The sequence below is a fragment of the Luteibacter aegosomatissinici genome (assembly GCF_023078495.1).
Lineage (GTDB): Bacteria > Pseudomonadota > Gammaproteobacteria > Xanthomonadales > Rhodanobacteraceae > Luteibacter > Luteibacter aegosomatissinici.
Map to the genome: position 1 here is coordinate 56340 of NZ_CP095742.1, position 22879 is coordinate 79218.

Sequence of the window (22879 nt, forward strand, 5' to 3'; positions counted from 1 at the left end):
CATTACGTCCCGCTTGGCGCGACTCTATTGAACACCCGCCACACGGTCACCGGCTCCTTCATCCGCTTGGCCGCCAGGTCGGTGCGAATCGACAGCTGTCGTCCATCCGCCGAAAGCGAATAGCGCTGCGTCACCTGCATCCGATCCGGGTTGCCGGATTCCACGACGAACTCACTGCCGTACCAGCCGGTGATCGGGTCGCGCGGGTCGCTGGTGCCCTTCGACGAAAGCGGCACCTCGCGGCGCACGCCGTCGCCTTCGACGTGCAGCGTGGTCGTGTCCTGGGCGATAACGATATGCGTGGGCCAGGGTGTCTGCTTGGTGATGCCATCACCACCGCCCGCGCGGCTGCCGGAGCCCGACGAGGCGCCACCGCCACCGCCGCCCATACCACCGTGGCCCATCCCGCCACCGCCCATGCCGCCGCCCCCCATACCTCCGCCGCCCATCCCACCACCACCGAAGCCGCCCCCATGGCCGCCGCCGTGCCCACCCCCGTGGCCACCGCCACGCCCACCACCCGAGCCGCTTTGCTCCAGGGCGAGCTTCTGCGCAGGGTCTTCGCTTCGAGTCGGGTCGAGCTGCCAGTTACCGGTCAGGTCGACCGGCGTGGTGGGCACCGGCGTGAGGGGGAGCAAGCGATTACTGGCACAGCCCGCCGCTGCGAGTACAGCAAACGCGAGGGAAAGCGGGATGGCGCGGTGGCGAATCAGGGGCATGGCGAGATTTCCGGCAGGCAAACCATTGGGTAACACCCCGGTAACGCGCCAATCGCGCGGAGGTAGACATCCAGCGGTTGCATCACGCACCCACCGCCCATAGGTCGAAAAGGATGTCCAACCCGAATGCCTCACCCTTGGAGATGTACCGCAATGAATGACTCGCAAAAGGTTGCACTGGTCACGGGCGCGACCCGTGGCATTGGCTTCGAAACCGTCCGCCAGATCGCCGAGACCGGCGTGCGTACGCTGTTGGCCGGCCGCGACGAGGCCCGCACGAAGGAAGCCGCCAAGAAGCTCAGCGACGCCGGCCTGCCAGTGGATCCCATCGTGCTGGATGTGACAGACGCCGGCTCGATCGTTGCCGCCGTCAAGCACGTGACCGACAAGTACGGCCGCCTGGATATCCTGGTGAACAACGCCGGCATCCTGCTTGATGCGCTGGACAAGAAGCCGTCGCAGCAGTCGCAGCAGGTGTGGCGCGATACCTTCGATACGAACCTGTTCGCTGTCGTTGAAGTCACCAACGCCTTCCTGCCGCTGATCAAGGCGTCGCCGGCGGGCCGCATCGTCAACGTCTCCAGCCAGCTGGGTTCGTTCGCGCTGCATCTTGATCCGAAGTCGCCGATCTTCGATTTCAAGATCCCGGCGTACAACGTCTCCAAGAGCGCCGTGAACGCATGGACCATTCACCTCGCTTATGAACTGCGCGACACGAACGTCAAGGTCAACGCCATCCACCCGGGTTACGTGAAGACCGAGATGAATGGCGGCCACGGCGAGATCGATGTGCCGACCGGCGCGAAGTCGAGCGTCGAGATGGCACTGCTTGATGCGAACGGCCCGAGCGGTACGTTCACTTACCTCGGCAAAACGTTGCCCTGGTAATCCAACCCTCACGCGCGGAGAACATTTTTCGCACGCGATATTGAACCGATGCGCGAAGACGGCAACAGCCGCTCGCGCATCGTGTTCATGCCTCTACCATCGACCTCACAGCGCCATTCCCCTCCCCGCATGTGAGGCGCCACGATGAAAAAGGATGACCCCTCGCGGCCACGCCGCGACTTCTTGCGACAGAGCCTGGCTGCGATCGGCGGCCTGGGTGTTGCCAGTGCCACGGGCCTGGCGGGCGTGTCGGCGTTCTTCAGCGATAGCGCCGCCGCGGCGGCCGCGCCGGCCAGCGATGTCATCACGCGCGCCCGCCGTGAGCTGATCCTGTTCCACGGCCAATCCAACGCGGTAGGCACCGGCGGCAAACCCGCACTGACCCTGGAGGAGATCTACGCCAACGTCACCTTCAACGGTGGCGTGCGCCCCGGCACGGATCCCGCGGCGATGACGAGCCTGGCACCGCTCGTCGAATACGACGGTGGCCATGGTACGGGCGGCGAAGTGGGCACGAACGCGTGCGCGGATGGTCTCGTGGAATACACCGCTGCATTGAGCGGTGTTCCGTTCGCGGCGCAGTTCAGCCAGTACAGCGCGTTCACCAGCGGCGAAGGCGGCAGGCCGATCGGCTACTTCGCGAGCTTCCTTGCCGCCGATAACCTCAGTGGTTACCAGGGCTGGAAGAACAGCCAGCTGCGCGTGCAAAACATGGTTGGCCTGATGCGCGCGGAAGCCACGGCCACGGGCGGCAACATCGGTTGGCTCGCGACCACCTGGCAACAGGGTGAAGCCGATTCCACCGGGCTTAGCGAAACCCGTAAAACCTACGCCTCCAAACTCAAGGCGCTCGAAGCCGCGCACTGGACGAAGCTGTGCCAGGTGCTGGTGCCCGAACAGGCGTGGCGCCCGCTGTGGCTGGTGGCGCAGGTGTGCAGCCACAACAGCTACGGCAGCGGCAGCATGGCGTTCTGCAACCCGTTCATCGCGCTGGCGCAGCGCGATGCCTGCCTCGCCAGCGCGAGCATGCGCATGGTGAACCCGCAGTACCTGTTCGATTACTTCGACGAATCATCGATCGGCCAACCGATGCTGCACCTGACCAATGAGAGCCACCGCTGGCAAGGCCGCTACTTCGCACGGGCGATCTACCAGCTCGTACAGGATCGGCAGGCAGGCCTGCCCATGCGTAACCCCGCGCTCGACATGGTCATGGCCATGGTGACAGGACCGCGTACGATCTATGTGGTGTTCAACGTGCCGGAGGGGGTTCTGACGCTCGATACCTCGTGGGTTGCACCAACGAGGAACTACGGCCTCGATCTGCGCGATGCGAACAACGCGATCGTTCCCGTGAACGCTGGCGACGACAACCTCATTGCAGTCGTCGAGGTGATCGCAGGCGACATGCTGCGGCTGACCCTCAAGACGGCGCTTCCCGCCAATGTGACAAAGCTAAGCCTCGGTTGGGGCGATCCCCACGAGCCTGCCTCGATCGCCGGCCGCACGGGTGGCCCGCGCAGCAACATCCGCGATTCGGCAGGCGATACCGATGTATACACCGCGAGCGATGGTTCGCAGCGGCCCATGCACAACTACGCCCTGGTGGGCGACGTGGCGCTGATGCGGGCGTAACTCAGCCCGTCTTGTCGAAGTCGTCGCAGACCTTGACCATCGCCGGTTCGTGCATCGTGTCGCGCGGCGGTTCATGGGCGTGCCCCGGTGGCGACGACACCCGCTGCGACGAAATGCTGGCGCCGCCGCTGAGCGTCTTGCCTACCGGGCAGCGCTCGGCGATCTCCATCAGCCGGGCCATCTGGGTGTCATCCAGCGGGCCATCCACATAGATCTGCCGGTCGAAATGATCGCGGCCATCAGCATCGCGGCTGTGCGCCACGGCGACCTGCACCCGGGCGACCGGCCACGCCTTGCGCCGCGTATACATCTGCATGGTCATGGCCGTGCAGGCACCTAGGGCGCCACCCAGTAACTCGTAAGGGGTAGGGCCCGTCGCAAGCCCGCCGAGCTCGGCAGGTTCATCGGCGAAGAACGTGGGACCCTGCGCAGCGATGGCGACCTGGTGGCCCCCTGCGCCCGTGGTCTCGACAAGCACCGGTTTGGAATCGCTCATGGCTGAAGCCCCATGGGAAAGACAACAGGATAACCGTTCACCATGACCGCCACTGTCCGGTTCAGGTTGTCCGCGGACACGGTTCCGTACAGCGGCCGCTCGCGGCGGTGCGATCGAACCTGCGAAGAAACAGCGAGATAGAACGGCCCGATGGCCGTGGCATGGTAGTTGCTCAACGCCGGGAAGCCTCCGTGCGTTTAGGGAACCGTCCATGCGTAAGAACACCCTCTCGGCCTGCCTTGCCAGCCTGTTGGCCCTCACCGGGGCCCTGCCAGCCGTCGCCAGTGCTGAAGACCTGATGGATATCTACCGCGAGGCGGTGGCCAACGATCCGGTCCTGCAAAGCGCCGACGCACGGCGGCTGGTGGTGGCCGAGGGCGTACCGCAGGCCCGCGCCGCGCTGCTGCCGCAGCTTTCCGCCGGCCTGAGCCTGCAGCAGTTCCACCCGGCGTATTCGAACAACACGAACGCCGATGGCACACCGGTCAACGGCGGTGACGGCCACAGCCGCCAGCGCGACCTTACCTTGAACCTCGACCAGACCGTGGTCGATCTTTCCAAGTTCGCTCGCGAACGCCAGGCGCAGCAGACCGCCGAAGCGCAGAACGCGACCTACGAAGGTGAGCTGCAGGATCTGTACGTCCGTTCGACCCAGGCCTATTTCAACGTGCTCGTCGCGCAGGATCAGGTCGAAGTGTTCCAGTCGTATGAGGACGCTTACCACCAGTCCTACACGCAGGCACAGACGCTGTTCGACAAAGGCCTGGCACCCGAAGCGGACCTGACCCAGTCGCACGCGTATTACCTATTCATCAAATCCGAGCGCGTGGATGCAGAGAACGCGCTGAAAGACGCGCGCCGTGCGTTGCAGCAGCTGACGGGCAAGGAGCCCGGAACGCTGAAGACCCTGCGCGATGACCTGCCGATGGATCGCCCGACACCGGACGATGCGAACGTCTGGGTGAAGCAGGCCGAAGAGCAGAATCCCTCGGTCGTCGCAGCCACCCACCTGGTGAAGGCCGACGAACATTCAATCAATGCTGCGCGCAGCGGCCACCTGCCTACGCTGAACCTTGCCGTGGGTTACGACAAGCTTGGCTCGTGGTCCAACGTGAACCGTGGTGGCGCGGGCTATGGCCCCGGCAGCACCACGATCGGCTTGGTCGTCGCTGTGCCGCTCTTCAGCGGCGGCCTCACCCAATCGCAGGTCCGTCAGGCGATCCATCAGCGCGATGCCGACCAGGGCGACCTGGAATCATCGCGCCGCCAGGCCGCACGCGACGCCTACAACTACTTCAACCTGGTGGTCGCTGGCATCAGCCAGGTCGACGATGCACGCATCGCGGTCGATTCGGCGAAGAAGTCACTCGCCTCGCTGCGCGCCGGTTACGACATCGGCACCCAGAGCCTGACCAACGTGGTGGTGGCGATCCAGATTCTCGCCGAAGTGCGCACCCAGTACACCTCGCTCCGCCACCAGTTCATCCTCAACAAGCTGCTGCTCAAGCGCAGCGTCGGCGCCGCCCAGCTAAGCGACGTCGAAGAAATCAACCGCCTCCTCCAATAACCCTGTAGGAGCGCGCTCGCGCGCGATCCCCTCACCCCCACCTACAAAGAAATCACCACCAACTGCCTGGCCACATACCCCACAAGGAAGATCCCAATCACCACCACAAGCCAAGAGAGCGCCCTCTGCGGCCCCGTGCCCGAGTAACTATGGTTGTCCTCATCGGCAATCTGCCGCTTGTTCCGGTGATATCGCAGCGTAGCCAGCCACGTCATCCACGCCCCGACCAGTATCAAACCCAGCCCTAGCAGTTCCGTGGCCCGGGTATTTACGTGCAAGGCCGTGTGCGGGCTCGACGCCAACGCAAACGCCAGGAACAGATCGAAGCGTTCCAGCAGAAATCCGAACGCCATCACGGCGATTGCCGTGCGCACCCACGCCAGGTAGGTGCGTTCGTTCGCGGCATGGTCCGTAAAATGCGGTATCACAGCGTCTTCCCCTGCATCAGTTCCACCACCCAATCAATAAACACTCGAAGCTTCGCGCTCACGTGCCGGTTAGGCGGGTACGCCACGTGCATCGGCATGGATTCAAACGACCAGTCCGCGAACAGCGGGACCAGCTCCCCACGCTCGTGGTGTGCCCGTGCCATATAGGTGGGAAGCCAGATCACGCCGAGCCCAGCCACGCCCGCGGCCAGGTAAGCATTCCCGTCATCAAAAGCGAACGCGTGTTGGCCTTGCACCTCCACCTGCTCCCCATCACGCTGCATGACATAGGGGTATGTCTTGCCCGAACGTGCCCAGAGGAAGCCGACGATGCGGTGGTGGGTGCCTTCGAGGTCGCGTGGATCGATCGGTGTCCCGTGATTCGCCAGGTAGGCTGGCGCGGCATACGCACCCAGCTGAAGGTCGCCCAGGGAGCGCGCCATCAGCGACTGGTCCAGCAACGTACCGCCGCGCACTACGCAATCCACGTTCTCTCCGATGATGTCGACCACGCGGTCGCTGACACCCATATCGATCTGGATATCGGGGTAACGCGCATGGAACGCAGGTAGCGCCGGTACCAGTACCAGTCGCGCGAAGGGGCTGGGCACATCGACGCGAAGCCGGCCACGCGGCACGGCCGAAGCACTCGAAAGGCTGGTCTCCGCATCATCCAGTTCGGCAAGCAGCCGCACTGCGCGTTCGTAATACACGGCGCCATCGGCGGTAACGTTCACCTTGCGCGTGGTGCGGTTGAGCAGCTTCACCCGCAGGCGCGTCTCCAGCTGCTGCACCAGCTGGGTCACCGTGGTCTTGCTCATATGCAGGGTATCGGCGGCCTTGGTGAAGCTTCGCGTCTCCACCACCCGTACGAACGCCTGCATGGCGTCGAAACGATCCACAACTTACCCCCAACCGACGTCGGACTGTTTGGATTCTACAAACAGTGATGGGTGCGATTGCTCGTTTATCCCACCCCCTGCGGTGCCTAGATTGGAGCCATCGTTCCCCACGGGCCCAAGCGCCCCCAGATGGAGTAACCCCATGGCAAAGCGTGATGTCGTTTTCCCCACCGGCCGCCAGGCCCTTTACGAGCGCAACCGGTATTCCCCCGCGGTCCGCTCCGGCGGCCACCTGTTCGTCAGCGGCCAGGTCGGCAGCCGCGAGGATGGCTCCCCCGAGCCCGACCTCGAAGCCCAGGTGCGCCTGGCCTTCACCAACCTCAACGGCGTCCTCGCCGCCGCCGGCCTCACCTTTGACGACGTGGTCGACACCACCGTCTTCATCGTCGATCCGGACAAACACTTCGAGCGGATCTGGGCCGTGGTGCCGGAGTTCTGGGGCGCCGCGCCGCACCCAACGATCACCTGCGTAGGCGTGACGTGGCTCTATGGGTTTCAGTTTGAGATCAAGGTGATCGCTAAGCTTCGAGACTAACCTTGCTGGGCAAATAGCCGCACCCAGCGAGCACGCCGCAAATACTGCGCAGGGTCAAAACTGTTCCGGGGTCATGGGCCTAGCCTTTGCGCCCATGACTGGTCAAACCTTCACCACAAAATGGGCAAGACGGCTCGCCATGGCGGCCGCGCCCCTGTTCCTCAGCGGCTGCGAGATGGTGGTGATGAACCCCACGGGGGACATCGCCCGGCAGCAGCGTGATCTCATCCTTGTCGCCACCGGCCTGATGCTGCTCGTGATCGTGCCGGTGATGACCCTGATCGTGGTGTTCGCCCTGCGCTACCGCAAGGGGAAGAATCCACAGGCTTACGACCCCTCGTTCACGCACTCCACGCGCATTGAGCTGGCCGTGTGGAGCATCCCGCTCATCATCATCGGCATCCTCGGTGTGATCACCTGGGTCACCACGCACAAGTTGGATCCGTTCCGCCCGCTTGATCGCATCGCCGAGGGCCGGCCCATCCCTGCAGGCACCAAGCCGCTCGAGATCCAGGTCGTGGCGATGGATTGGAAGTGGCTGTTCATCTACCCCGAGCAAGGCATCGCCACGGTGAACGAGCTGGCGCTGCCGGTGGATGTCCCGGTGCGCTTCACCATCACCGCCACCAGCCAGATGAACACCTTCTACGCACCGACCCTGGCCGGCATGATCTACGCAATGCCGGGCATGCAATCCATGCTGCATGCGGTGCTGAACGAGCCGGGCGACAGCTGGGGCTACTCGGGCAATTACACCGGGGCCGGCTACACGGATATGCGTTTCCAGCTGCACGGCGTGGACCAGGCCGGCTTCGACCGCTGGGTAGCGACGGTAAAGGCCTCGAGCGATGTGCTGTCGACTGAGCGCTACGTGGCGCTGGACCAGCCGAGCGAGAAGGTACCTGTGATGCATTTCGGCAGCGTGCCGAAGGACATCTTCCAGCGCGCCGTGAACCGCTGCGTCGCCCCGGGCACGCTTTGTAAGAACGAGATCATGCGCATCGATGCCGCCAAGGATGGCGCCACCCACGGCGACATGACGATGGCTGGCGACATGCATGCCGATATGGCACCCATGGACGCCGGCCACTGAACCCCTTCACTTACCCGCCCGGGGTGCGATGCGCACCTTCGGGCTTGCCCACGGAAAGACCATGCTAGACGCTAGCTCTCCCCACGGGCTGCTCGGGCGGCTCTCGCTCGACGCCCTACCACTCCACGAACCGATCCTGGTGGGAACCTTTATCGCGGTGGCCGTCCTTGGCCTGGCCGCTGTTGGCGTGCTGACCTGGCTAAAGCGCTGGGGCTGGCTGTGGCGCGAATGGCTCACCAGTGTCGATCACAAGAAGATTGGCATCATGTACATCGTGCTCGGCATCATCATGCTGCTGCGCGGGTTCTCCGATGCGCTGATGATGCGTGTGCAACAAGCCATGGCCTTCGGCGCGAACCAGGGTTACCTGGCCGCTCACCACTACGACCAGATCTTCACCGCGCACGGCACGATCATGATTTTCTTCGTGGCCATTCCTCTAGTGGTGGGCATCGTGAACTTCGTGATGCCGCTGCAGATCGGCGCGCGCGACGTCGCATTCCCTTACCTCAACAACCTCAGCTTCTGGCTGACGGCAGCTGGCGCGGTGCTGGTGATGATCTCGCTGTTCGTCGGCGAGTTCGCGCGCACGGGCTGGCTTTCGTATGCGCCGCTGGCGGAATTGCAGTACAGCCCGGATTCGGGCGTGGACTACTACCTGTGGTCACTGGAGATCGCGGGCGTCGGTACCACGCTATCAGCGATCAACATGGTAGCGACCATCATCAAGATGCGCGCACCCGGCATGACCCTGATGAAGATGCCAGTGTTCACCTGGACAGCGCTGTGCAGCAACATCCTGGCCATCGCGATCTTTCCGGCGCTTACCGCCGCGTTCTTCCTGCTGATCCTCGATCGCTACGCCGGTACCAACTTCTTCACCAACGAGATGGGCGGCAGCCCGATGATGTACTGGAACATGGTATGGATCTGGGGCCATCCCGAGGTCTATGTCCTGGTCCTGCCAGCGTTTGGCATCTACTCGGAGATCACCTCCACCTTCACCGGCAAGCGCCTGTTCGGCTACAGCTCCATGGTGTACGCCACGGTCGTGATTACCCTGCTCTCGTACCTGGTGTGGCTGCACCACTTCTTCACCATGGGCTCCGGCGCTTCGGTGAACTCGTTCTTCGGCATCGCCACCATGATCATCGCGATCCCCACGGGTGCGAAGGTCTTCAACTGGCTGTTCACCATGTTCCGCGGTGAGATCCGCTTCGAGCTGCCGATGATGTGGGTCGTGGCGTTCATGCTCACCTTCGTCGTAGGCGGCATGACCGGTGTTCTGCTCGCCGTGCCCGCCGCCGATTTCGTGCTGCACAACTCGCTGTTCCTTGTTGCGCACTTTCATAACACCATCATCGGCGGTGTCGTCTTCGGCCTGTTCGCCGGCATGGTGTACTGGTTCCCCAAAGCCTTCGGCTTCAAGCTCGATGAGTTCTGGGGCAAGGTCGCCTTCTGGGGCTGGGTCATCGGCTACTGGGTGGCCTGGACGCCCATCTACATCGTGGGCCTGATGGGTGTACCGCGCCGTATCAACCACCTCGATGATGTATCGCTTCGCCCGTACTTCGTGGTTGCCGCCATCGGTGCCGTCATCATCCTGATCGGTATCCTGGGCTTCGTCATGAGCATCGTGATGGGTATCGTGAAGCGCAAGGCGTTGCGCGATGTCACCGGTGATCCCTGGAACGGCCGCACGCTGGAGTGGAGCACGTCATCGCCGCCGCCGGCCTACAACTTCGCGCTCACGCCGGTGGTGTACGACCTGGATGCGTGGCAGGACATGAAGGACCATGGCTACAAGCGGCCCACAGAAGGTTTCCAGCCCGTACACATGCCGCGCAACACCGGCGTGGGCGTGATCATCGCCGGCCTGTGCACCGTCCTCGGCTTCGCCATGGTCTGGTACATCTGGTGGCTGGCCGCGCTCAGCTTCGTCGGCATCATCGCCGTCTCGATCATCCACACGTTCAACTACAACCGCGATTACGTGATTCCCGCCAGCGAGGTCAACGCGACCGAAGGTGAGCGGACGCGCGCGCTGGCAGGGGCCTGACATGAGCACCACGGTAACGACGCAGGCCGGCCCACGGGTGTGGCATGCACGGGAGGAGCACGATCACAGTGGCGGGGCCACGATGATCGGCTTCTGGATCTACCTGATGAGCGATGCGCTCATCTTCGCCTCGCTGTTCGCGGTGTATGGGGTGCTCAGCCGGAATTACGCCGGCGGCCTCGGCCCGAAGCAGCTGTTCGATCTTTCGCTCGTGGCGGTGAATACCGGTTTGCTGCTGGCCTCGTCCATCACGTTTGGCGTGGGGATGCTGGCCATGGCAGCGGGGCGTACCGGGCGGACGATGGTCTGGCTCGCTATCACGGGCCTGCTGGGCGCAGCGTTCCTGGGCGTGGAGCTACACGAGTTCGCGACGTTGGTGGGTGAAGGCGCGGGCCCCGGCCGCAGCGCGTTCCTATCCAGCTTCTTTACCCTGGTGGCTACTCACGGCACCCACGTGGCCTTTGGCCTGGTGTGGCTGATCGTATTGCTGATGCAGATCGGCAAGCGTGGCCTCACCGAGGACAACCGCCGCCGCGTGATGTGCCTGTCCATGTTCTGGCACTTCCTCGACATCGTCTGGATCGGCGTCTTTACCTTCGTTTACCTGCTGGGAGTCATCCGGTGACCGCACACGTCGTCACAGCGCACGGCCACGGCAGCAAGCGCAGCCTGGTCATCGGCTCGGCGCTCTCCATCCTGCTCACGGCCATCCCGTTCTGGCTGGTAATGACCGGGGTGCTCTCCAGCCCCGGTGCGACCATCACCACCATCTTCGCGTTCGCCCTGGTGCAGATCGTGGTCCACGTCGTGTGTTTCCTGCACGTGGATGCCAAAAGCGAAGGCGGCTGGACCCTGCTCTCGTTTCTGTTCACTGCCATCATCGTGGTGATCACGATTGTTGGCTCGGTCTGGGTCATGTACCACATGGACGCGAATATGATGCCGACGTAAGATCCGCCCAACCTGACCCACATGGCTTGTGAAGGGACTCCATGGCCACTCCAGACCGCTTCACCTGCACGTTGCGCATCGATATCGATGACGCGGATCCCGCGTTGCTCGATGTTGAACTTGGCGTGCAGGGCGATCATATGCATATCGTGCGCAAGGCCAGTGGCCATCGGAACGCGCTGGATTTCCATCGTTGGGAATATCCCGTTGAACCTGCGAGCGGTCATACGGACTGGACCGCCCTGGAGGAGGCACTGGCCACGCATGCCGGGGCACTCAGGGGCGCGCAGCGGCCACTTTCCCGTTACGGTGCCATGGGGCAGGCGTACTGGTGGTGTGGTTGTTTCCACGACAACCCGCCGTCGATGGTTTATCTGCGTGCGGAACTCGTGAAGGCATTGGCTGGGATCGGTGTCTCCCTTCACATCGACAACTACTTTCCTTCGTCCGAGTCTGCCTTCGCTCCGTCAGCTCCGCAGGCGGGAGAAGCGGACGACCTGCCGGCGGCCGCAGGGCATGCTTATCGCTTCTGGTTCGATGAACCGGGGAAGAAAATCAACACTTACCTGGTCGACGGCCCGGGCGCAGAGGGCCTGGAGACGTGGCATCGGTTTGGCGAAGGTCTCGAACATGCACTCACGCGAATAAGCGTAGCGCCGCTCGCTGAAAGCGGCAACGTCGTTGTATGCGAGCATATCCAGTTCGCATTCGATGGTGGGCCCGTCATCGAGCCGATAGCGCTCAAGCGTCTTGCCGAAGAAGGCATGGGGATTGCCATACTATGGAAGTTGGCGTGACGGACTGAGGGGTAGGCGACATGCTCGACAGCGACGACGAGGCAATTTTGCTATCCCGGCACTTTGTGCGGAAGGGCATGAGTGACCTTTCGCCTACTGAACTGGTTCGCTTCCTCTCTAACGAAGACGTCATCGTTCGTTCGTCGGCCGCGTTTCTGCTGCACCTTTCGGGCGGTGACCAGGCGGTCTTTCTGGCCGTGCTCGCGTTGGCTGACAGTGACAAAGCGTATTGTCGCGAGGTCGCCGCCTATGTGCTCGGGCAATTCGGGACACCCGATCGGCCATTCCGGAGTGAGTCGCTTCCGGTGCTCGGCCACTTGCTTGAGGACACGGACGTGGACGTCAGGCTGGCGGCGATATCCGCGCTCCGTCATCTGGGCGGACCGGAGGCGCGCGACGCTGTGCTGAGCGTCGAGACAGATACGTCGGCCGAGGTGCGGCGCCTGGTGGCCTACCAGCTGGATCTGCTGGAACAGTCACCGGAAACGGTGGCGGCACTGGAGCGTCTCGCTCGCGATACGGATCCCGATGTTCGCCAGGAAGCCCTGGAAAGCCTGGCGTACCTCCGCGGCCTTGGCGCCTGATTCAGGCCTTAGCCGTCCAACAAGCCCGCCGCGATCGCCTCCGCGACGTCTTCAGGGGTATCGAGGTCGCGTGCGAGGGCATCCTTGCGTACGGCCGCCGGGTGGGCACCCACCCACAGGCGGCGGAAGCCGGTGTCGCCCTGCAGCGTGCTGGCGGTCGCCATGGTCTCGGGGCGTACCAGCGCTGGGGGGCCCATGGCATCGCCATACGCAGACACCACGTCGCAGCTGCCGTCATAGCAGACGAACAGCTTGTCCAGGTGCTCCTGGGTCAGGCAGGGCTGGTCGACCACGGTGATCAGCACCGGGTAAGGTCGCCCCGCCAGCGCCGTGGCGGCCCGCCGCAAAGACGTACCCATGCCTTCTTCCCAGGTGGGGTTGAAGAGGATGGGGGTGCCGGTGACCAGGGGGGCGAGCTGTTCCGCATGCGCGCCGAGTACGACGAGAAGGCGCGTGGGGCAGGTGCCTTTGGCCAGCCGCACCGCCCGTTGCAGCAGGGTCTCCCCGCCGATGGTCAGCAACTGCTTCGGCCGGCCCAGCCGGCTGCTACCCCCCGCGGCAAGTACTACCGCGTCATGTTCCCCACGTGCTCGCATGCCAGATCCGGTCGAACGAAAAACTTGCCGTAAACGCTAGCACGCGGGCATGGCACCTGCTTGTCATACCGAGACGCAGGCTTCACATCGCCCGAAGATCATCGGCTAGCCTGTCCCGGACGACGGAACCCTGGCATGCCGCAGACCGAATTCGAGCGCCTGGAGCGCCTGCATAACCTGGCCGTGCTGGACTCGGACGCCGAAGACTTCTTCGACGCCCTCGTGGGGGCCGCCGCCGAAGTGACCGGGATGCCGATTTCGCTTATCAGCCTGGTCGATCGGGACCGGCAGTGGTTCAAGGCGAATATCGGTTTACCCGGGGTAAGCGAGACACCCCGCGAATATGCCTTTTGCGACCATGTCGTTCGCGCCGGGGCCGCGGTGCAGGTCGCCGACGCGCGGCTGGATCCGCGATTTGCCGATAACCCGCTCGTTGTGGGTGACCCGAACATCCGGGCCTATACCGGCGTACCCCTGACGCTAACCGACGGCACGCACCTGGGTTCGCTTTGCGTGATCGACCGCGAGCCACGCGCCCTTCGCCCCGACCAGATCCGCGTTCTCAGCCACCTGGCCGCCGCGGCCTCCATGGCGCTGGAACAGCGGGCCGACCTGATCCACCAGCGCGAGGTCGCCCGCGCCGAAGCCGTGCGCGCACGCAAGCTGGAGCGCGAGCTCGACGAGAAGCAGCAATTCCTGCAACGGACCGGCCGTGTCGCAGGTGTGGGTGGCTGGGAACTCGACCTGAAGACGAAACATCTGCAATGGTCGGAACAGACCTGCCGCATCCACGACTTGCCCGCGGGGTTCGAACCGACGCTCGATGAAGCGCTGTCGTTCTTCTCGCCCGAAGCCCAGGCCGAACTCGGCGAAGCCATGGACCGTGCGCAGCGCATGGATATTCCCTGGGACCTGACCGTGCCGATGATGACCGCCACGGGGCGGGCCATCTGGATGCGTGCGGTGGGCGGCGTCGAACGGGAAAACGGTGTCGCCGTAAGGTTGGCCGGTGCGGTGCAGGACGTGACCGAGCGCAAGATGGCTACGTTGGCGCTTGAAGCCAGCGAACGACGCTACCGCAAACTGTTCCAGTACTCGCTGGGGCTTATCTGCACGCACGACCTGCAGGGCGAAGTGCTCTCGGTGAATCCCTCCGCCGCGGCGTCGCTCGGTTACGACATCGGTGACATGCTCGGCGCCAACCTCAAGGAATTTATGCTGCCCGAACGGCGTGCGCAGCTGGATCGCTACCTGCAACGCATACAGGCCGAGCGCATCGCCATGGGCATCCTGGAGTTGGTCGCCGCGGATGGCTCGCTGCGCTACTGGCGTTACCAGAACGTGCTGGATGAAGACGCCGATGAGCCTTACGTGCTCGGCCACGCACAGGATGTGACCGAACAGCGGCGCTACGAGAACACGTTGATTGAGTGGTCCACCCGCGATCCGCTGACCCATGCGATGAACCGGCGTTACCTGGCCCAGCTGGAAGAGCGCAGCAAGGGGCGCGCCGCATGGGGTTGCATCGTGGTCGATCTGGATCACTTCAAATCCATCAACGACACCTACGGCCACGCGCGGGGCGACGAAATCCTTGTCGCCGTAGCCCAGCAGCTGCGTGATTGCAGCGGCCCGAACGATGTCGTCGTGCGCATGGGCGGCGATGAATTCCTGATGGTGATCGACAGGGCGGACGAGGTGAGTGGCGTGCTGGAGCGGCTACGCCGCGCGCTCGCCACCAGCCCGTGGTCACTGAGTCTAGGCGCGGCTGAAGCCCATGCCGAGGAACCCGTCGATCAGGTCATCGCACGGGCTGATGACCAGCTCTATGCGCACCGTGCCGTGGCGCGGCACGCTGTCCGCTAGGGAAAGGCGGCTTGCTGTAACGACGCATACGCGCCCACCAGCGCTTCCAGCGTAAAGCTGCGATTCCTCCCGCTGGGGTTGGGAAGCACCCAGGGAATACAGCCCTGCATGAGCACCGCCTGTCTTCCCCACGCGACGTCGCGTTGCGCGGTAAGCGCCGCATACGCCGTCTTGCCAAGAAAAGCGATGTAGCGTGGTTTGTACTTCCGAAGCATGGCGTTGAAGGGTGCAGCGGCGGACGCAAACTCGTCGCGCCCCAGTTCACCGGCTCCTGCCGTCGGCCGGCGAACAACGGCCGTGATGCCACAACCCACCTCGAGAAGGCGGTGGCCTTCTTCGGCTGCAAACAGCGTGGGCGTGAAGCCCGACCGATGCAGCACCTGCCAGAACCGGTTCGAGCGCCCGGCAAAGTGATGCCCTGTCTCAGCGGCGAGCAAGCCGGGGTTGATCCCGCAGAACAGCACGGCAAGCCCTGGCGCGATCACATCGGGCAGGTGGGTGCTCATCGGCAGATAGCGTTCACGGCCTTGCGTGCGAGTGCGTGCAGCTCATCGCGCGACCGGCCGGCACGCGCCCGAATGGCAATGGTGTGCATCGTCGCCGATGCCAGCAGGGCCAATGCCTCGGGATCCGCGCCCGCGGAAAGCTCGCCATCGGCGGCGGCTTGTTCAAGCCGTGCGCGGAACCGCTCGTCGAGACCCATGAAGCCGTCGCTCACGATCTGTCGCACCACCGGATCTTCCAGCGCCTCGGTCACCGCCGTACCCACGACGAAGCAGCCGCGTGGCTGGCCTTCGCCCGAGAAATAGATACCGAGCGCGGCGTCGTACGCCTGCATCAGCGTCTCGTCGAGCGGCTTGCCGGGTGCGAGCACCTCGGCCATCAGGGCGAACTTTCGATCCCAGTAGTCGCCCAGCGCGCGAACGTAGATGTCGTGCTTGTCGCCGAACGCAGCCTTGAGGCTCGGCCGATTCATGCCGGTGGCCGCCGAGAGGTCGTCCAGCGACGTGCCGGCATAGCCGCTGCGCCAGAAGGCATCGGCGGCATGCCGCAGGGCGGTTTCCGGTTCGTAGGCGCGAGGGCGCCCGCGGGGGCGCTTCGGTGCCTCGGTAGTTTTTGTTCGATCTTGCATAAAAACCCTTGAAGGCTGTCTTGCCCGTACATATTATGCGGTGACGTACAAAATTCAACTGCGCGGATGGCCACGCTAGCTGTCCCGCTCAACCTTCGCTGAAACAGGTAGTTACGATGAACTCGCACCTAGAAGACGGCCGACCCACCCGCTCTGGCGCCACCCGCTGGGCACTCATGATCGGCGTTCCGGCCCTGCTCGCGCTGGGGGGTATCGCGTATCACTACAACCGCGCCGGCCAGGTGGAGACTGACGACGCGTATGTGCGTGCCGCCAAGGTGGCCATCAACGCCCGCGTGCCCGGTCAGGTGCTCGAGGTGGCCGTGGTCGATAACCAGGCGGTGCACAAGGGCCAGGTCCTCGTGCGGATCGACCCGGCGCCGTACCGCATCACGGTCGATGCCGCCGAGGCGAAGCTGGCGAGTACACGCTTGAAGGTGGAAGGCCTGAAGGCCACCTACCGGCACCAGTTGGCGGAGCTGCAGTCGGCGAAGGATTCGGCGGACTTCAACCAGCGCGAGGTCGACCGCAAGAAGGCGTTGCTCGCCTCCGACTACGCATCGCGCGCCACGTACGAGCGTGCCGAAACCGACCTGAAGGTCAGCCGACAGCACATCGCCTCTGAACAGGAAGATGTCGCCAACACCATCGCGGCCCTTGCTGGCGACCCGGCCATTCCGGTGGAGCGTCACCCGAGTGTGCGCGAAGCACAGGCCCAGCTTGACCGCGCACGGCTCGATCTCTCCTACACGACGGTTACCGCACCGGACGAGGGTACGGTGGCTCGCGTCGATGACGTGCAGGCCGGCGATTTCGTCAACGCGGGCGCGCCGGTGTTCGCGCTGATCTCCAGCCGTGATGTGTGGATCGAAGCGAACTTCCGCGAAACGAGCCTGACGAACATGCGCCCTGGCCAGCGCGCGAACCTCCGCGTGGATGCGTACCCCGGCCACGTGTTCACCGCACGCGTTGCCAGCATGAGCCCCGGCACGGGCTCGGAGTTCTCCGTGCTGCCGCCGGAGAACGCGACGGGCAACTGGGTGAAGGTGGTGCAGCGCCTGCCGGTGCGGCTCGAGCTGGACCATACCGACCCGCAGTGGCCGTTGTATTCGGGCATCAGTGTGCTGGTCAACGTGGATACGACCACATCCAGCGCGCCTGACCGCGTGGCGGGGGCCCCGTAATGAACGCCGCCAACACCGCCACGCATTCGCCGGTGGAGCATCGCATGCTCATCCTGGCGGGTCTGCTGGCGACCTACATGCAGGCGGTCAATATCTCCATCCCCAATGCAGCCCTGCTTCGGCTACAGGGTGGCTTGTCGATGACGGATGACCAGGTGGGCTGGGTGTTCACCTCCTACATCGCCGCGAGCGCTGTGGTCATGCCGTTGACGCATTGGCTGGCGGCGCGGATCGGCAGGAAGACGATATACCTGCTTTCGCTGGCGCTGTTCATGCTTGGCCTCGTTTTGGATGTGCTCGCGACCACGCCGCTTCAGTTCGTGGGCGCGCGCATCGTGCAAGGCGCGGCCAGTGGCACGCTGGCGCCACTGTCGATGTCGATCCTCCTGTCGGAGTTACCGCCGCTGCGTCATGGCCGCATCGGCCTGACCTGGGCCGTGACAGGCACGCTGGGCATCCTGAGCGGACCTTCCATCGGTGGCTTCCTCAGCGAAGCGTTCGGCTGGCACGCTATCTTCTACGTCAGCTTTCCCCTGGTGCTCTTCATCATCACGGTCGTGGCGCTGTTCCTGCGCGAACGCAGGCCGACGACGCGCGAGCCATTCGATTTCCTCGGCTGGGCGATGCTCTCGATCAGCCTGACGGCCGTGCAGATGCTGCTGGATCGCGGCCAACGGCTGGAGTGGTTTGCATCCACCGAGATTCGTATCGAGGCCGCCGCCGCGGCACTGGGTATGTGGATGTACCTCGTGCATATCTTCACCCGGCCAAACCATTACCTCGACCGCGCACTCTTCAGCCATCGCAACTTCACGCTGGGCAGCATCCTCTACTTCGTGTTCGGCTTTGTGTTACTGCCGACGCTGGCGCTCACCTCGCCGATGCTGGAAGAACTGCTTCGTTATCCAGGTGATGCCGCAGGCCTGCTAACGATTCCGCGCGGCATCGGCATGATGGTGTGTCTGCTGGCCACGTGGCGTATATCGCCGCGGATCGATAGCCGCCTCGTTCTGATCGGCGGTGTCACCTTGGTGACGCTCGGCAACTGGCGCATGGTGGGCTATTCGCCGCTCATGGATGGCTGGGCGGTGGGCATGGCGGGCTTGCTGCAGGGCGCCGGGCTGGGCGTGCTCATGCCAGCGATCACGCGGGCAACATTCGGCAGCCTTCCGCCTGCGCTGCGCGCGCACGGCACGGTGCTGTTCAACCTTGCGCGCCTCTACGGCAGCACGCTCGGCGTCGCCGTGGTGCAGCTGTACTTCTTCATGAATACGCAAGGCATGCACAGCGCCCTTGCCGAACACCTGCGGCCGTATGGCGCCTTCGCCCACGTATCGGCCGTGACGAGCGGCGGCGCGCTTGCCGCGCTGAACGAAGGCGCGACCGGCCAGGCCGCCATGGTCGCCGTCATCGGCCAGTTCAAGCTGCTGTTCGTGGCGATGCTGGCCGTCAGCCCGCTCATCTTCTTCCTTCGCCAGCCGCGCGCTGGTCACTAACCCCGGTACTGACATGAAAACCGCACGACTGTTCCATGCAAGGCGCACCGCGCTCGCCGCGGTGCTGGGTGGCGCGACGCTGGCACTCCTGAGCGGGTGCATGGTCGGGCCGGACTACCAGCGCCCGGGTGACACCGCCTCCGCGCATTACGATGTGGCGGCAGAGCAAAAGCTCGATCACACAAGCGCGGACACCGCACCGAAGGTAAGCTTCGATGCGAAGGTCGATGCCGACTGGTGGACGCTGTTCAAATCCCCCCGGCTGAATGACGTGGTGCAGAAAGCGATCGAGGGTAACCTCAGCCTCGATGCCGCGAACGCGACCATCGCGCAGGCGAACCAAGCCATCGCCGCGGCGGGCGGTGCGCTGTATCCCCAGGTGGGCTTCGCCGCGGATGCGGGCCGCCAGCGCACGGGGTTCGGTGCGGGGCGCGCGACATCCAACGCTTACTCGGTAGGACCCTCGGTCAGTTTCGACTTCGACCTGTTCGGCGGTAATCACCGCCGGGTAGAGGAAGCCACGGCGCTGGCCGATCTGCAGCGCCATCATTTCGATGCGGCGTACCTGACGGTGACAGGCGATGTCGTCACCGAAGCCATCAAGCTGGCGTCCGCACGCGCGCAGATCGTCGCCGTTGAAGATCTGCTGGCGACGGACCGGCACAACCTTGAACTTGTCACGGCGGCGCAGCGCTACGGCAGCGCGACGAAGGCGGATATCGCCCTTGCCCAAAGCCAGCTGGCACAGGATGAGACCCTGCTGCCGCCGTTGGCCCAGCAGCGCGACGTGGCGCGCCACGCACTCTCCGTGCTGGCGGGCCAGGGCCCGGCCGACTGGGTACCGCCGGATTTCGACATGGCCGACTTCACGTTGCCGGTCGAGTTGCCGTTGAGCGTGCCCTCGGAACTCGCCCGCCAGCGCCCGGACATCCTGGCAGCGGAATCGCAGCTGCATGCTGCCAGCGCAGCGATTGGCGTGGCGACCGCTGACATGTATCCGCACCTGCAGCTTTCCGGTGCGCTTACCCAGGCCAGTGCTGGCGCTGGTGTAGGGACCTTGTGGGGCATTATCGGCTCGCTCGCCGGCCCGCTCTTCGACGGCGGTACGTTGAAGGCAAACCGCCGCGGTGCCGTCGATGCCTACGACGCCGCGCTGGCCAACTACCGGCAGACGTTGCTTTCGTCGCTTGGTCAGGTGGCCGACGTACTGCAGGGCATCGGCCACGACGCGGAGGAATACGCGGCACAAGGCCGTGCACTCGATGCCGCCGAAACCAGCCTGAAGCTCAGCCAGGAAGGCTTCCGCGCCGGCGATGCCAGCGTGCTGGCGGTACTGGACGCGCAGCGCGCCCGCCAGCGCGCGCTGATCGGCCAGGTGCAGGCGCGGACGGCGCAGTACCTCGATGCGGTGCAGCTCACCGTCGCGCTAGGTGGCCGGTCCGAGAACGCGTTTCTCAGAAAAGCCCGCTGACAACGAAGAGGCCACCTGAGCCCGGGTACGCTGACAACGTCGTTTCGGTCAGCCGCGCGCGCGAGGTGGCGACGTAGGCGGTGCCTTCGTGATCGAACGCCAGGCTGCCGACGTGGGGCGCGGGGATCGCGATCGATCGCTCCACGGCGCCGTTGGCGGCGAGTTGCACAATGGCGCCGCCACCCCACATGGCGACCCACACGCTGCCGTCCGGTGCGATAGCCATGCCATCCGGTTTGCCGGGGCAAGCGAGGAAATCGGTGACCACGGTCGGCTCGCCCAGTGATGCGTGGCCATCATGCACGGGGTACGCAAGTAACGTCCGGCTCAGCGTATCGATGACGAGCAACGAGCGGCCATGGCGCACGAACGCCATGCCGTTCGCCACACCGAGCCCGGCTGCCACCGGTTGCACGTCGGCAATGGGTGACGCCGCATGGAACAAGCCACCCCGTGTGTGCAGGAGCCCGCGGTGCATGGAACCGGTCCACAAGCCGCCCGAGGCATCCACGGTCATATCGTTGAAGCGGCAGCCCGCCGCGAGAGGTGCGAGCGGCCCCGCTTCGAGCGTGCCGCTTCGGATATCGACAGCGAAGAAACGATCCTCGCCCGCGCCTGCCCAGCCACCGTCGAGACGTTGACCCAACGACCACAACGGATGGGCCAGCGGCGTCTCGGTCAGCCGACCCTCGGGCGGGCTCCACCGCAGGAGCCGATGTCCCGGCGGATCCAGCCAGACGATATCGTCGCCATCCACCCGCACCGATTCACCCACCAGGGCCCGCGGCTGTGCGGCGAGGTGGACGTTGCTCATGCGAGTGCGCGCCGTGCTGCGTGGATACCGGCGAACCCCTGTGCCGTGGCGTCGGCAGCATCGACCGCCTGCGAACCGATGCCGACGTGTGCGAGGGCGGCGGCATACAACGCGCATACCGGTGCCGCACCGACCAGGGTCACCGTTGGCTCCAGTGGGTAGATCGCGCGCGCATCGGCCAGTTCCGAGCCGATAAGCAGGCCGCGCAGATACGACGCCGCATCGTCGCGGGCGAGATCGCCCCGAATGACCTGCGCGCGCACACCAAACAGCGCAGTACCCAGCCCAGGCTGGCGCTTGAAGCCGGCATCCACGCCCGCCTTGAACGCGGCACCAGTTGCGGCGGGTGCGGCCACGACCGACGCCAGCATACCGGCCGCCGTCAGCCGGTCGAAGATTTCCCCTGACATGGCCGTCATGAATTCCTGCACCTTGCCCCCTTCGATCCTTACCCACTTACCGTGGGTGCCGGGCAGGGCGACGATGCCGTCTTGCGGCAAGCGCCCCGCCCTGAGCAGGCCGAACAGCTCGGTCTCTTCGCCACGCATGATGTCCGGCGCGTTATCCACCGCGCGGCGGCATGCAAGACCGGGAACGATATGCATGGTGCGGCCGGCAATCGTCGCCGGGTGCAGCCGAGCGGCCAGCTCTTCCAGGCCGATAGGGCATGCCACGTAGCCGGCATCCTCCCAGCCCACGTTGGAGCCGACCATGCCGCACGCATAAATCATCCCGGCATCGGGCCAGCGTGCGACCAACCGCGCGAGCTGAGCTTCCATGCCGGATCGGTCCAGCGAAGCAATGCCTGCAGGTTCGGCAAATGCATCGCACACGGCACCCTCGTCACCCAGGAGGAAGGAACGGAAATTGGAGCTGCCCCAGTTGATCGCAATGAAGTCACGCGCCATGAAAGTCCCTTAGCGCCGCGTCACTGACGCGCCACCATCAATCGGATAGATACCACCGGTCATCCAGCCACTGGCATCGCTGGCGAGGAATATCGCGAGTTCCGCGACATCGTCGGCCGTTCCAAGCCGCCCCAGCGGATGCCTGCCCACGTTGGCCTCGCGTGCGGCGATGGGGTCGTCAGCCCGTTCGAACGACGCGCGCAGCATGGGGGTATCGACCGATGCTGGCGCGATCCCGTTGACACGTACCTGCCAGGCTGAAAATTCCAGCGCAGCGGTACGAACCAGCGATTCCAATGCCGCTTTGCTTGCCGCATAAGCGGCCAGGCCCGGCGTGGCGAACCGGGCGTTGATCGAGGTGGTCATCACCACGGCGCCACCCCCCGCATCGCGCATGCCCGGTACGACGTGCCGCATCAGGCGCACAGCAGAGATGACGTTGGTGTCATAGGTATCGCGAAACAGCGCATCGTCCGACTCGAGGATCGAGCCCGGCGGGCTGATCCCCGCGCAATGGATGAGGATGGTGGCTTGCCCCAGCGCCAGTGCAGTGGCCTCTACCGCTTCGCGCACCGCAGCGTCATCGCGCAGATCCACGCTGAGCGAAAGCGACACGTCCGATGATGGCGCCAGGTCGAGTCCCGCCACCGCGACACCCTCCTCGCGCAACCGCCTGGCGACCGCGGCTCCGATGCCACTCCCCGTGCCCGTGACGATGGCGACCTTTCCTGCCCATGCCTTGCTGTTCAAGCGAACGT

24 protein-coding genes are annotated in these 22879 nt (G+C 64.6%); 14 read left to right on the plus strand and 10 right to left on the minus strand.

All coding sequences use genetic code 11. The features are described 5' to 3' along the window. Positions 1-2: 2 nt before the first annotated feature. Positions 3-719 (minus strand): hypothetical protein, encoded by a 717-nt coding sequence (locus L2Y97_RS00245; protein WP_247431411.1) that lies wholly within the window; start codon positions 717-719, stop codon positions 3-5. Positions 720-872: 153 nt separating this feature from the next. Here L2Y97_RS00245 and L2Y97_RS00250 point away from each other — a divergent pair, with 153 nt between their 5' ends. Together L2Y97_RS00250 and L2Y97_RS00255 are read left to right on the plus strand one after the other, a co-directional pair. Continuing rightward, a complete protein-coding gene (locus L2Y97_RS00250; RefSeq protein WP_247431414.1) occupies positions 873-1607 on the plus strand; it encodes an SDR family oxidoreductase in 735 nt (244 codons plus the stop codon). Between the two features lie 144 nt (positions 1608-1751). Further along, positions 1752-3242 carry a hypothetical protein gene (locus tag L2Y97_RS00255; protein WP_247431416.1) on the plus strand — a complete coding sequence of 497 codons (1491 nt, stop codon included), beginning with the start codon at positions 1752-1754 and terminating at the stop codon, positions 3240-3242. Between the two features lies 1 nt (position 3243). Here the strand turns inward: L2Y97_RS00255 and L2Y97_RS00260 are convergent, their stop codons facing one another. Next, entirely contained in the window at positions 3244-3738 is a 495-nt protein-coding gene (locus tag L2Y97_RS00260; RefSeq protein ID WP_247431418.1) for an OsmC family protein, read from the minus strand. Positions 3739-3949: 211 nt separating this feature from the next. Between L2Y97_RS00260 and L2Y97_RS00265 the strand changes: the two genes are divergently transcribed. After that, positions 3950-5305: a TolC family outer membrane protein gene (locus L2Y97_RS00265; protein WP_247431421.1), complete on the plus strand. Its 1356-nt coding sequence runs from the start codon at positions 3950-3952 to the stop codon at positions 5303-5305. Positions 5306-5346: 41 nt separating this feature from the next. On the opposite strand, the gene L2Y97_RS00270 is transcribed toward L2Y97_RS00265, so the two are convergent. Beyond that, positions 5347-5733 carry a YidH family protein gene (locus L2Y97_RS00270; protein WP_247431424.1) on the minus strand — a complete coding sequence of 129 codons (387 nt, stop codon included), beginning with the start codon at positions 5731-5733 and terminating at the stop codon, positions 5347-5349. Beyond that, on the minus strand, positions 5730-6617 hold the full coding sequence (locus L2Y97_RS00275) for a LysR family transcriptional regulator (protein ID WP_247436957.1): 888 nt from the start codon (positions 6615-6617) through the stop codon (positions 5730-5732). The genes L2Y97_RS00270 and L2Y97_RS00275 overlap by 4 nt, the downstream gene beginning before the upstream one ends. Before the next feature lie 160 nt (positions 6618-6777). Between L2Y97_RS00275 and L2Y97_RS00280 the strand changes: the two genes are divergently transcribed. The 7 genes from L2Y97_RS00280 to L2Y97_RS00310 all read left to right on the plus strand — a co-directional run bounded on the left by L2Y97_RS00280 (position 6778) and on the right by L2Y97_RS00310 (position 12654). Continuing rightward, positions 6778-7170, plus strand: a complete 393-nt coding sequence (locus tag L2Y97_RS00280; protein WP_247431427.1) for a RidA family protein — start codon at positions 6778-6780, stop codon at positions 7168-7170. 139 nt (positions 7171-7309) lie between these two features. Beyond that, positions 7310-8263, plus strand: coding sequence for a ubiquinol oxidase subunit II (gene cyoA / locus L2Y97_RS00285; RefSeq protein WP_247431430.1), 954 nt, complete (start codon positions 7310-7312; stop codon positions 8261-8263). A gap of 61 nt (positions 8264-8324) precedes the next feature. Beyond that, the gene (gene cyoB, locus L2Y97_RS00290; RefSeq protein ID WP_247431433.1) at positions 8325-10322 is read left to right on the plus strand and encodes a cytochrome o ubiquinol oxidase subunit I; all 1998 of its coding nucleotides are present in this window, start codon (positions 8325-8327) and stop codon (positions 10320-10322) included. A 1-nt stretch (position 10323) separates the two neighbouring features. Further along, positions 10324-10947, plus strand: a complete 624-nt coding sequence (gene cyoC / locus L2Y97_RS00295; RefSeq protein WP_247431436.1) for a cytochrome o ubiquinol oxidase subunit III — start codon at positions 10324-10326, stop codon at positions 10945-10947. Then, on the plus strand, positions 10944-11273 hold the full coding sequence (gene cyoD / locus L2Y97_RS00300; RefSeq protein ID WP_247431439.1) for a cytochrome o ubiquinol oxidase subunit IV: 330 nt from the start codon (positions 10944-10946) through the stop codon (positions 11271-11273). The genes cyoC and cyoD overlap by 4 nt, the downstream gene beginning before the upstream one ends. Positions 11274-11314: 41 nt before the next feature. Next, a complete protein-coding gene (locus tag L2Y97_RS00305) occupies positions 11315-12070 on the plus strand; it encodes a hypothetical protein (protein ID WP_247431442.1) in 756 nt (251 codons plus the stop codon). A 20-nt stretch (positions 12071-12090) separates the two neighbouring features. After that, positions 12091-12654, plus strand: a complete 564-nt coding sequence (locus L2Y97_RS00310) for a HEAT repeat domain-containing protein (RefSeq protein WP_247431445.1) — start codon at positions 12091-12093, stop codon at positions 12652-12654. An 8-nt stretch (positions 12655-12662) separates the two neighbouring features. On the opposite strand, the gene L2Y97_RS00315 is transcribed toward L2Y97_RS00310, so the two are convergent. Beyond that, positions 12663-13250, minus strand: a complete 588-nt coding sequence (locus tag L2Y97_RS00315) for a nucleotidyltransferase family protein (RefSeq protein WP_247431447.1) — start codon at positions 13248-13250, stop codon at positions 12663-12665. Between the two features lie 135 nt (positions 13251-13385). On the opposite strand from L2Y97_RS00315, the gene L2Y97_RS00320 reads away from it, so the two are divergent. Continuing rightward, a complete protein-coding gene (locus tag L2Y97_RS00320) occupies positions 13386-15116 on the plus strand; it encodes a sensor domain-containing diguanylate cyclase (protein WP_247431449.1) in 1731 nt (576 codons plus the stop codon). Here the strand turns inward: L2Y97_RS00320 and mug are convergent. Beyond that, positions 15113-15622: a G/U mismatch-specific DNA glycosylase gene (mug, locus tag L2Y97_RS00325; protein WP_247431452.1), complete on the minus strand. Its 510-nt coding sequence runs from the start codon at positions 15620-15622 to the stop codon at positions 15113-15115. The genes L2Y97_RS00320 and mug overlap by 4 nt on opposite strands. Beyond that, positions 15619-16248, minus strand: a complete 630-nt coding sequence (locus tag L2Y97_RS00330) for a TetR/AcrR family transcriptional regulator (RefSeq protein WP_247431455.1) — start codon at positions 16246-16248, stop codon at positions 15619-15621. The genes mug and L2Y97_RS00330 overlap by 4 nt, the downstream gene beginning before the upstream one ends. Before the next feature lie 116 nt (positions 16249-16364). On the opposite strand from L2Y97_RS00330, the gene L2Y97_RS00335 reads away from it, so the two are divergent. From L2Y97_RS00335 to L2Y97_RS00345, 3 genes are read left to right on the plus strand one after another with little or no spacing between them, the layout of a single operon-like run. Continuing rightward, positions 16365-17432 carry an HlyD family secretion protein gene (locus L2Y97_RS00335; protein ID WP_283248295.1) on the plus strand — a complete coding sequence of 356 codons (1068 nt, stop codon included), beginning with the start codon at positions 16365-16367 and terminating at the stop codon, positions 17430-17432. Continuing rightward, a complete protein-coding gene (locus tag L2Y97_RS00340; RefSeq protein WP_247431458.1) occupies positions 17432-18928 on the plus strand; it encodes a DHA2 family efflux MFS transporter permease subunit in 1497 nt (498 codons plus the stop codon). The genes L2Y97_RS00335 and L2Y97_RS00340 overlap by 1 nt, the downstream gene beginning before the upstream one ends. A 13-nt stretch (positions 18929-18941) precedes the next feature. After that, positions 18942-20399, plus strand: coding sequence for an efflux transporter outer membrane subunit (locus L2Y97_RS00345; protein WP_247431461.1), 1458 nt, complete (start codon positions 18942-18944; stop codon positions 20397-20399). Here the strand turns inward: L2Y97_RS00345 and L2Y97_RS00350 are convergent. Genes L2Y97_RS00350 through L2Y97_RS00360 form a run of 3 tightly spaced genes read right to left on the minus strand, consistent with a single transcriptional unit; the run spans position 20383 to position 22871 of the window. Continuing rightward, the gene (locus L2Y97_RS00350) at positions 20383-21213 is read right to left on the minus strand and encodes an SMP-30/gluconolactonase/LRE family protein (RefSeq protein ID WP_247431463.1); all 831 of its coding nucleotides are present in this window, start codon (positions 21211-21213) and stop codon (positions 20383-20385) included. The two genes, L2Y97_RS00345 and L2Y97_RS00350, sit on opposite strands and share 17 nt — an antisense overlap. Continuing rightward, complete coding sequence (locus L2Y97_RS00355; protein WP_247431466.1) at positions 21210-22121, minus strand: 2-dehydro-3-deoxygalactonokinase; 912 nt, start codon at positions 22119-22121, stop codon at positions 21210-21212. Before L2Y97_RS00355 ends, L2Y97_RS00350 begins: the two co-directional genes overlap by 4 nt. Before the next feature lie 9 nt (positions 22122-22130). Beyond that, positions 22131-22871 carry an SDR family NAD(P)-dependent oxidoreductase gene (locus L2Y97_RS00360; RefSeq protein WP_247431469.1) on the minus strand — a complete coding sequence of 247 codons (741 nt, stop codon included), beginning with the start codon at positions 22869-22871 and terminating at the stop codon, positions 22131-22133. Positions 22872-22879: the final 8 nt, after the last annotated feature.

Coding starts and splice junctions, on each gene's coding strand:
- L2Y97_RS00245 (WP_247431411.1), bottom strand. CDS start 719: ATGCCCCTGATTCGCCACCGCGCCATCCCGCTTTCCCTCGCGTTTGCT.
- L2Y97_RS00250 (WP_247431414.1), top strand. CDS start 873: ATGAATGACTCGCAAAAGGTTGCACTGGTCACGGGCGCGACCCGTGGC.
- L2Y97_RS00255 (WP_247431416.1), top strand. CDS start 1,752: ATGAAAAAGGATGACCCCTCGCGGCCACGCCGCGACTTCTTGCGACAG.
- L2Y97_RS00260 (WP_247431418.1), bottom strand. CDS start 3,738: ATGAGCGATTCCAAACCGGTGCTTGTCGAGACCACGGGCGCAGGGGGC.
- L2Y97_RS00265 (WP_247431421.1), top strand. CDS start 3,950: ATGCGTAAGAACACCCTCTCGGCCTGCCTTGCCAGCCTGTTGGCCCTC.
- L2Y97_RS00275 (WP_247436957.1), bottom strand. CDS start 6,617: ATGCAGGCGTTCGTACGGGTGGTGGAGACGCGAAGCTTCACCAAGGCC.
- L2Y97_RS00280 (WP_247431427.1), top strand. CDS start 6,778: ATGGCAAAGCGTGATGTCGTTTTCCCCACCGGCCGCCAGGCCCTTTAC.
- cyoA (WP_247431430.1), top strand. CDS start 7,310: ATGGCGGCCGCGCCCCTGTTCCTCAGCGGCTGCGAGATGGTGGTGATG.
- cyoB (WP_247431433.1), top strand. CDS start 8,325: ATGCTAGACGCTAGCTCTCCCCACGGGCTGCTCGGGCGGCTCTCGCTC.
- cyoC (WP_247431436.1), top strand. CDS start 10,324: ATGAGCACCACGGTAACGACGCAGGCCGGCCCACGGGTGTGGCATGCA.
- L2Y97_RS00305 (WP_247431442.1), top strand. CDS start 11,315: ATGGCCACTCCAGACCGCTTCACCTGCACGTTGCGCATCGATATCGAT.
- L2Y97_RS00310 (WP_247431445.1), top strand. CDS start 12,091: ATGCTCGACAGCGACGACGAGGCAATTTTGCTATCCCGGCACTTTGTG.
- L2Y97_RS00315 (WP_247431447.1), bottom strand. CDS start 13,250: ATGCGAGCACGTGGGGAACATGACGCGGTAGTACTTGCCGCGGGGGGT.
- L2Y97_RS00320 (WP_247431449.1), top strand. CDS start 13,386: ATGCCGCAGACCGAATTCGAGCGCCTGGAGCGCCTGCATAACCTGGCC.
- mug (WP_247431452.1), bottom strand. CDS start 15,622: ATGAGCACCCACCTGCCCGATGTGATCGCGCCAGGGCTTGCCGTGCTG.
- L2Y97_RS00330 (WP_247431455.1), bottom strand. CDS start 16,248: ATGCAAGATCGAACAAAAACTACCGAGGCACCGAAGCGCCCCCGCGGG.
- L2Y97_RS00335 (WP_283248295.1), top strand. CDS start 16,365: ATGAACTCGCACCTAGAAGACGGCCGACCCACCCGCTCTGGCGCCACC.
- L2Y97_RS00340 (WP_247431458.1), top strand. CDS start 17,432: ATGAACGCCGCCAACACCGCCACGCATTCGCCGGTGGAGCATCGCATG.
- L2Y97_RS00345 (WP_247431461.1), top strand. CDS start 18,942: ATGAAAACCGCACGACTGTTCCATGCAAGGCGCACCGCGCTCGCCGCG.
- L2Y97_RS00350 (WP_247431463.1), bottom strand. CDS start 21,213: ATGAGCAACGTCCACCTCGCCGCACAGCCGCGGGCCCTGGTGGGTGAA.
- L2Y97_RS00355 (WP_247431466.1), bottom strand. CDS start 22,121: ATGGCGCGTGACTTCATTGCGATCAACTGGGGCAGCTCCAATTTCCGT.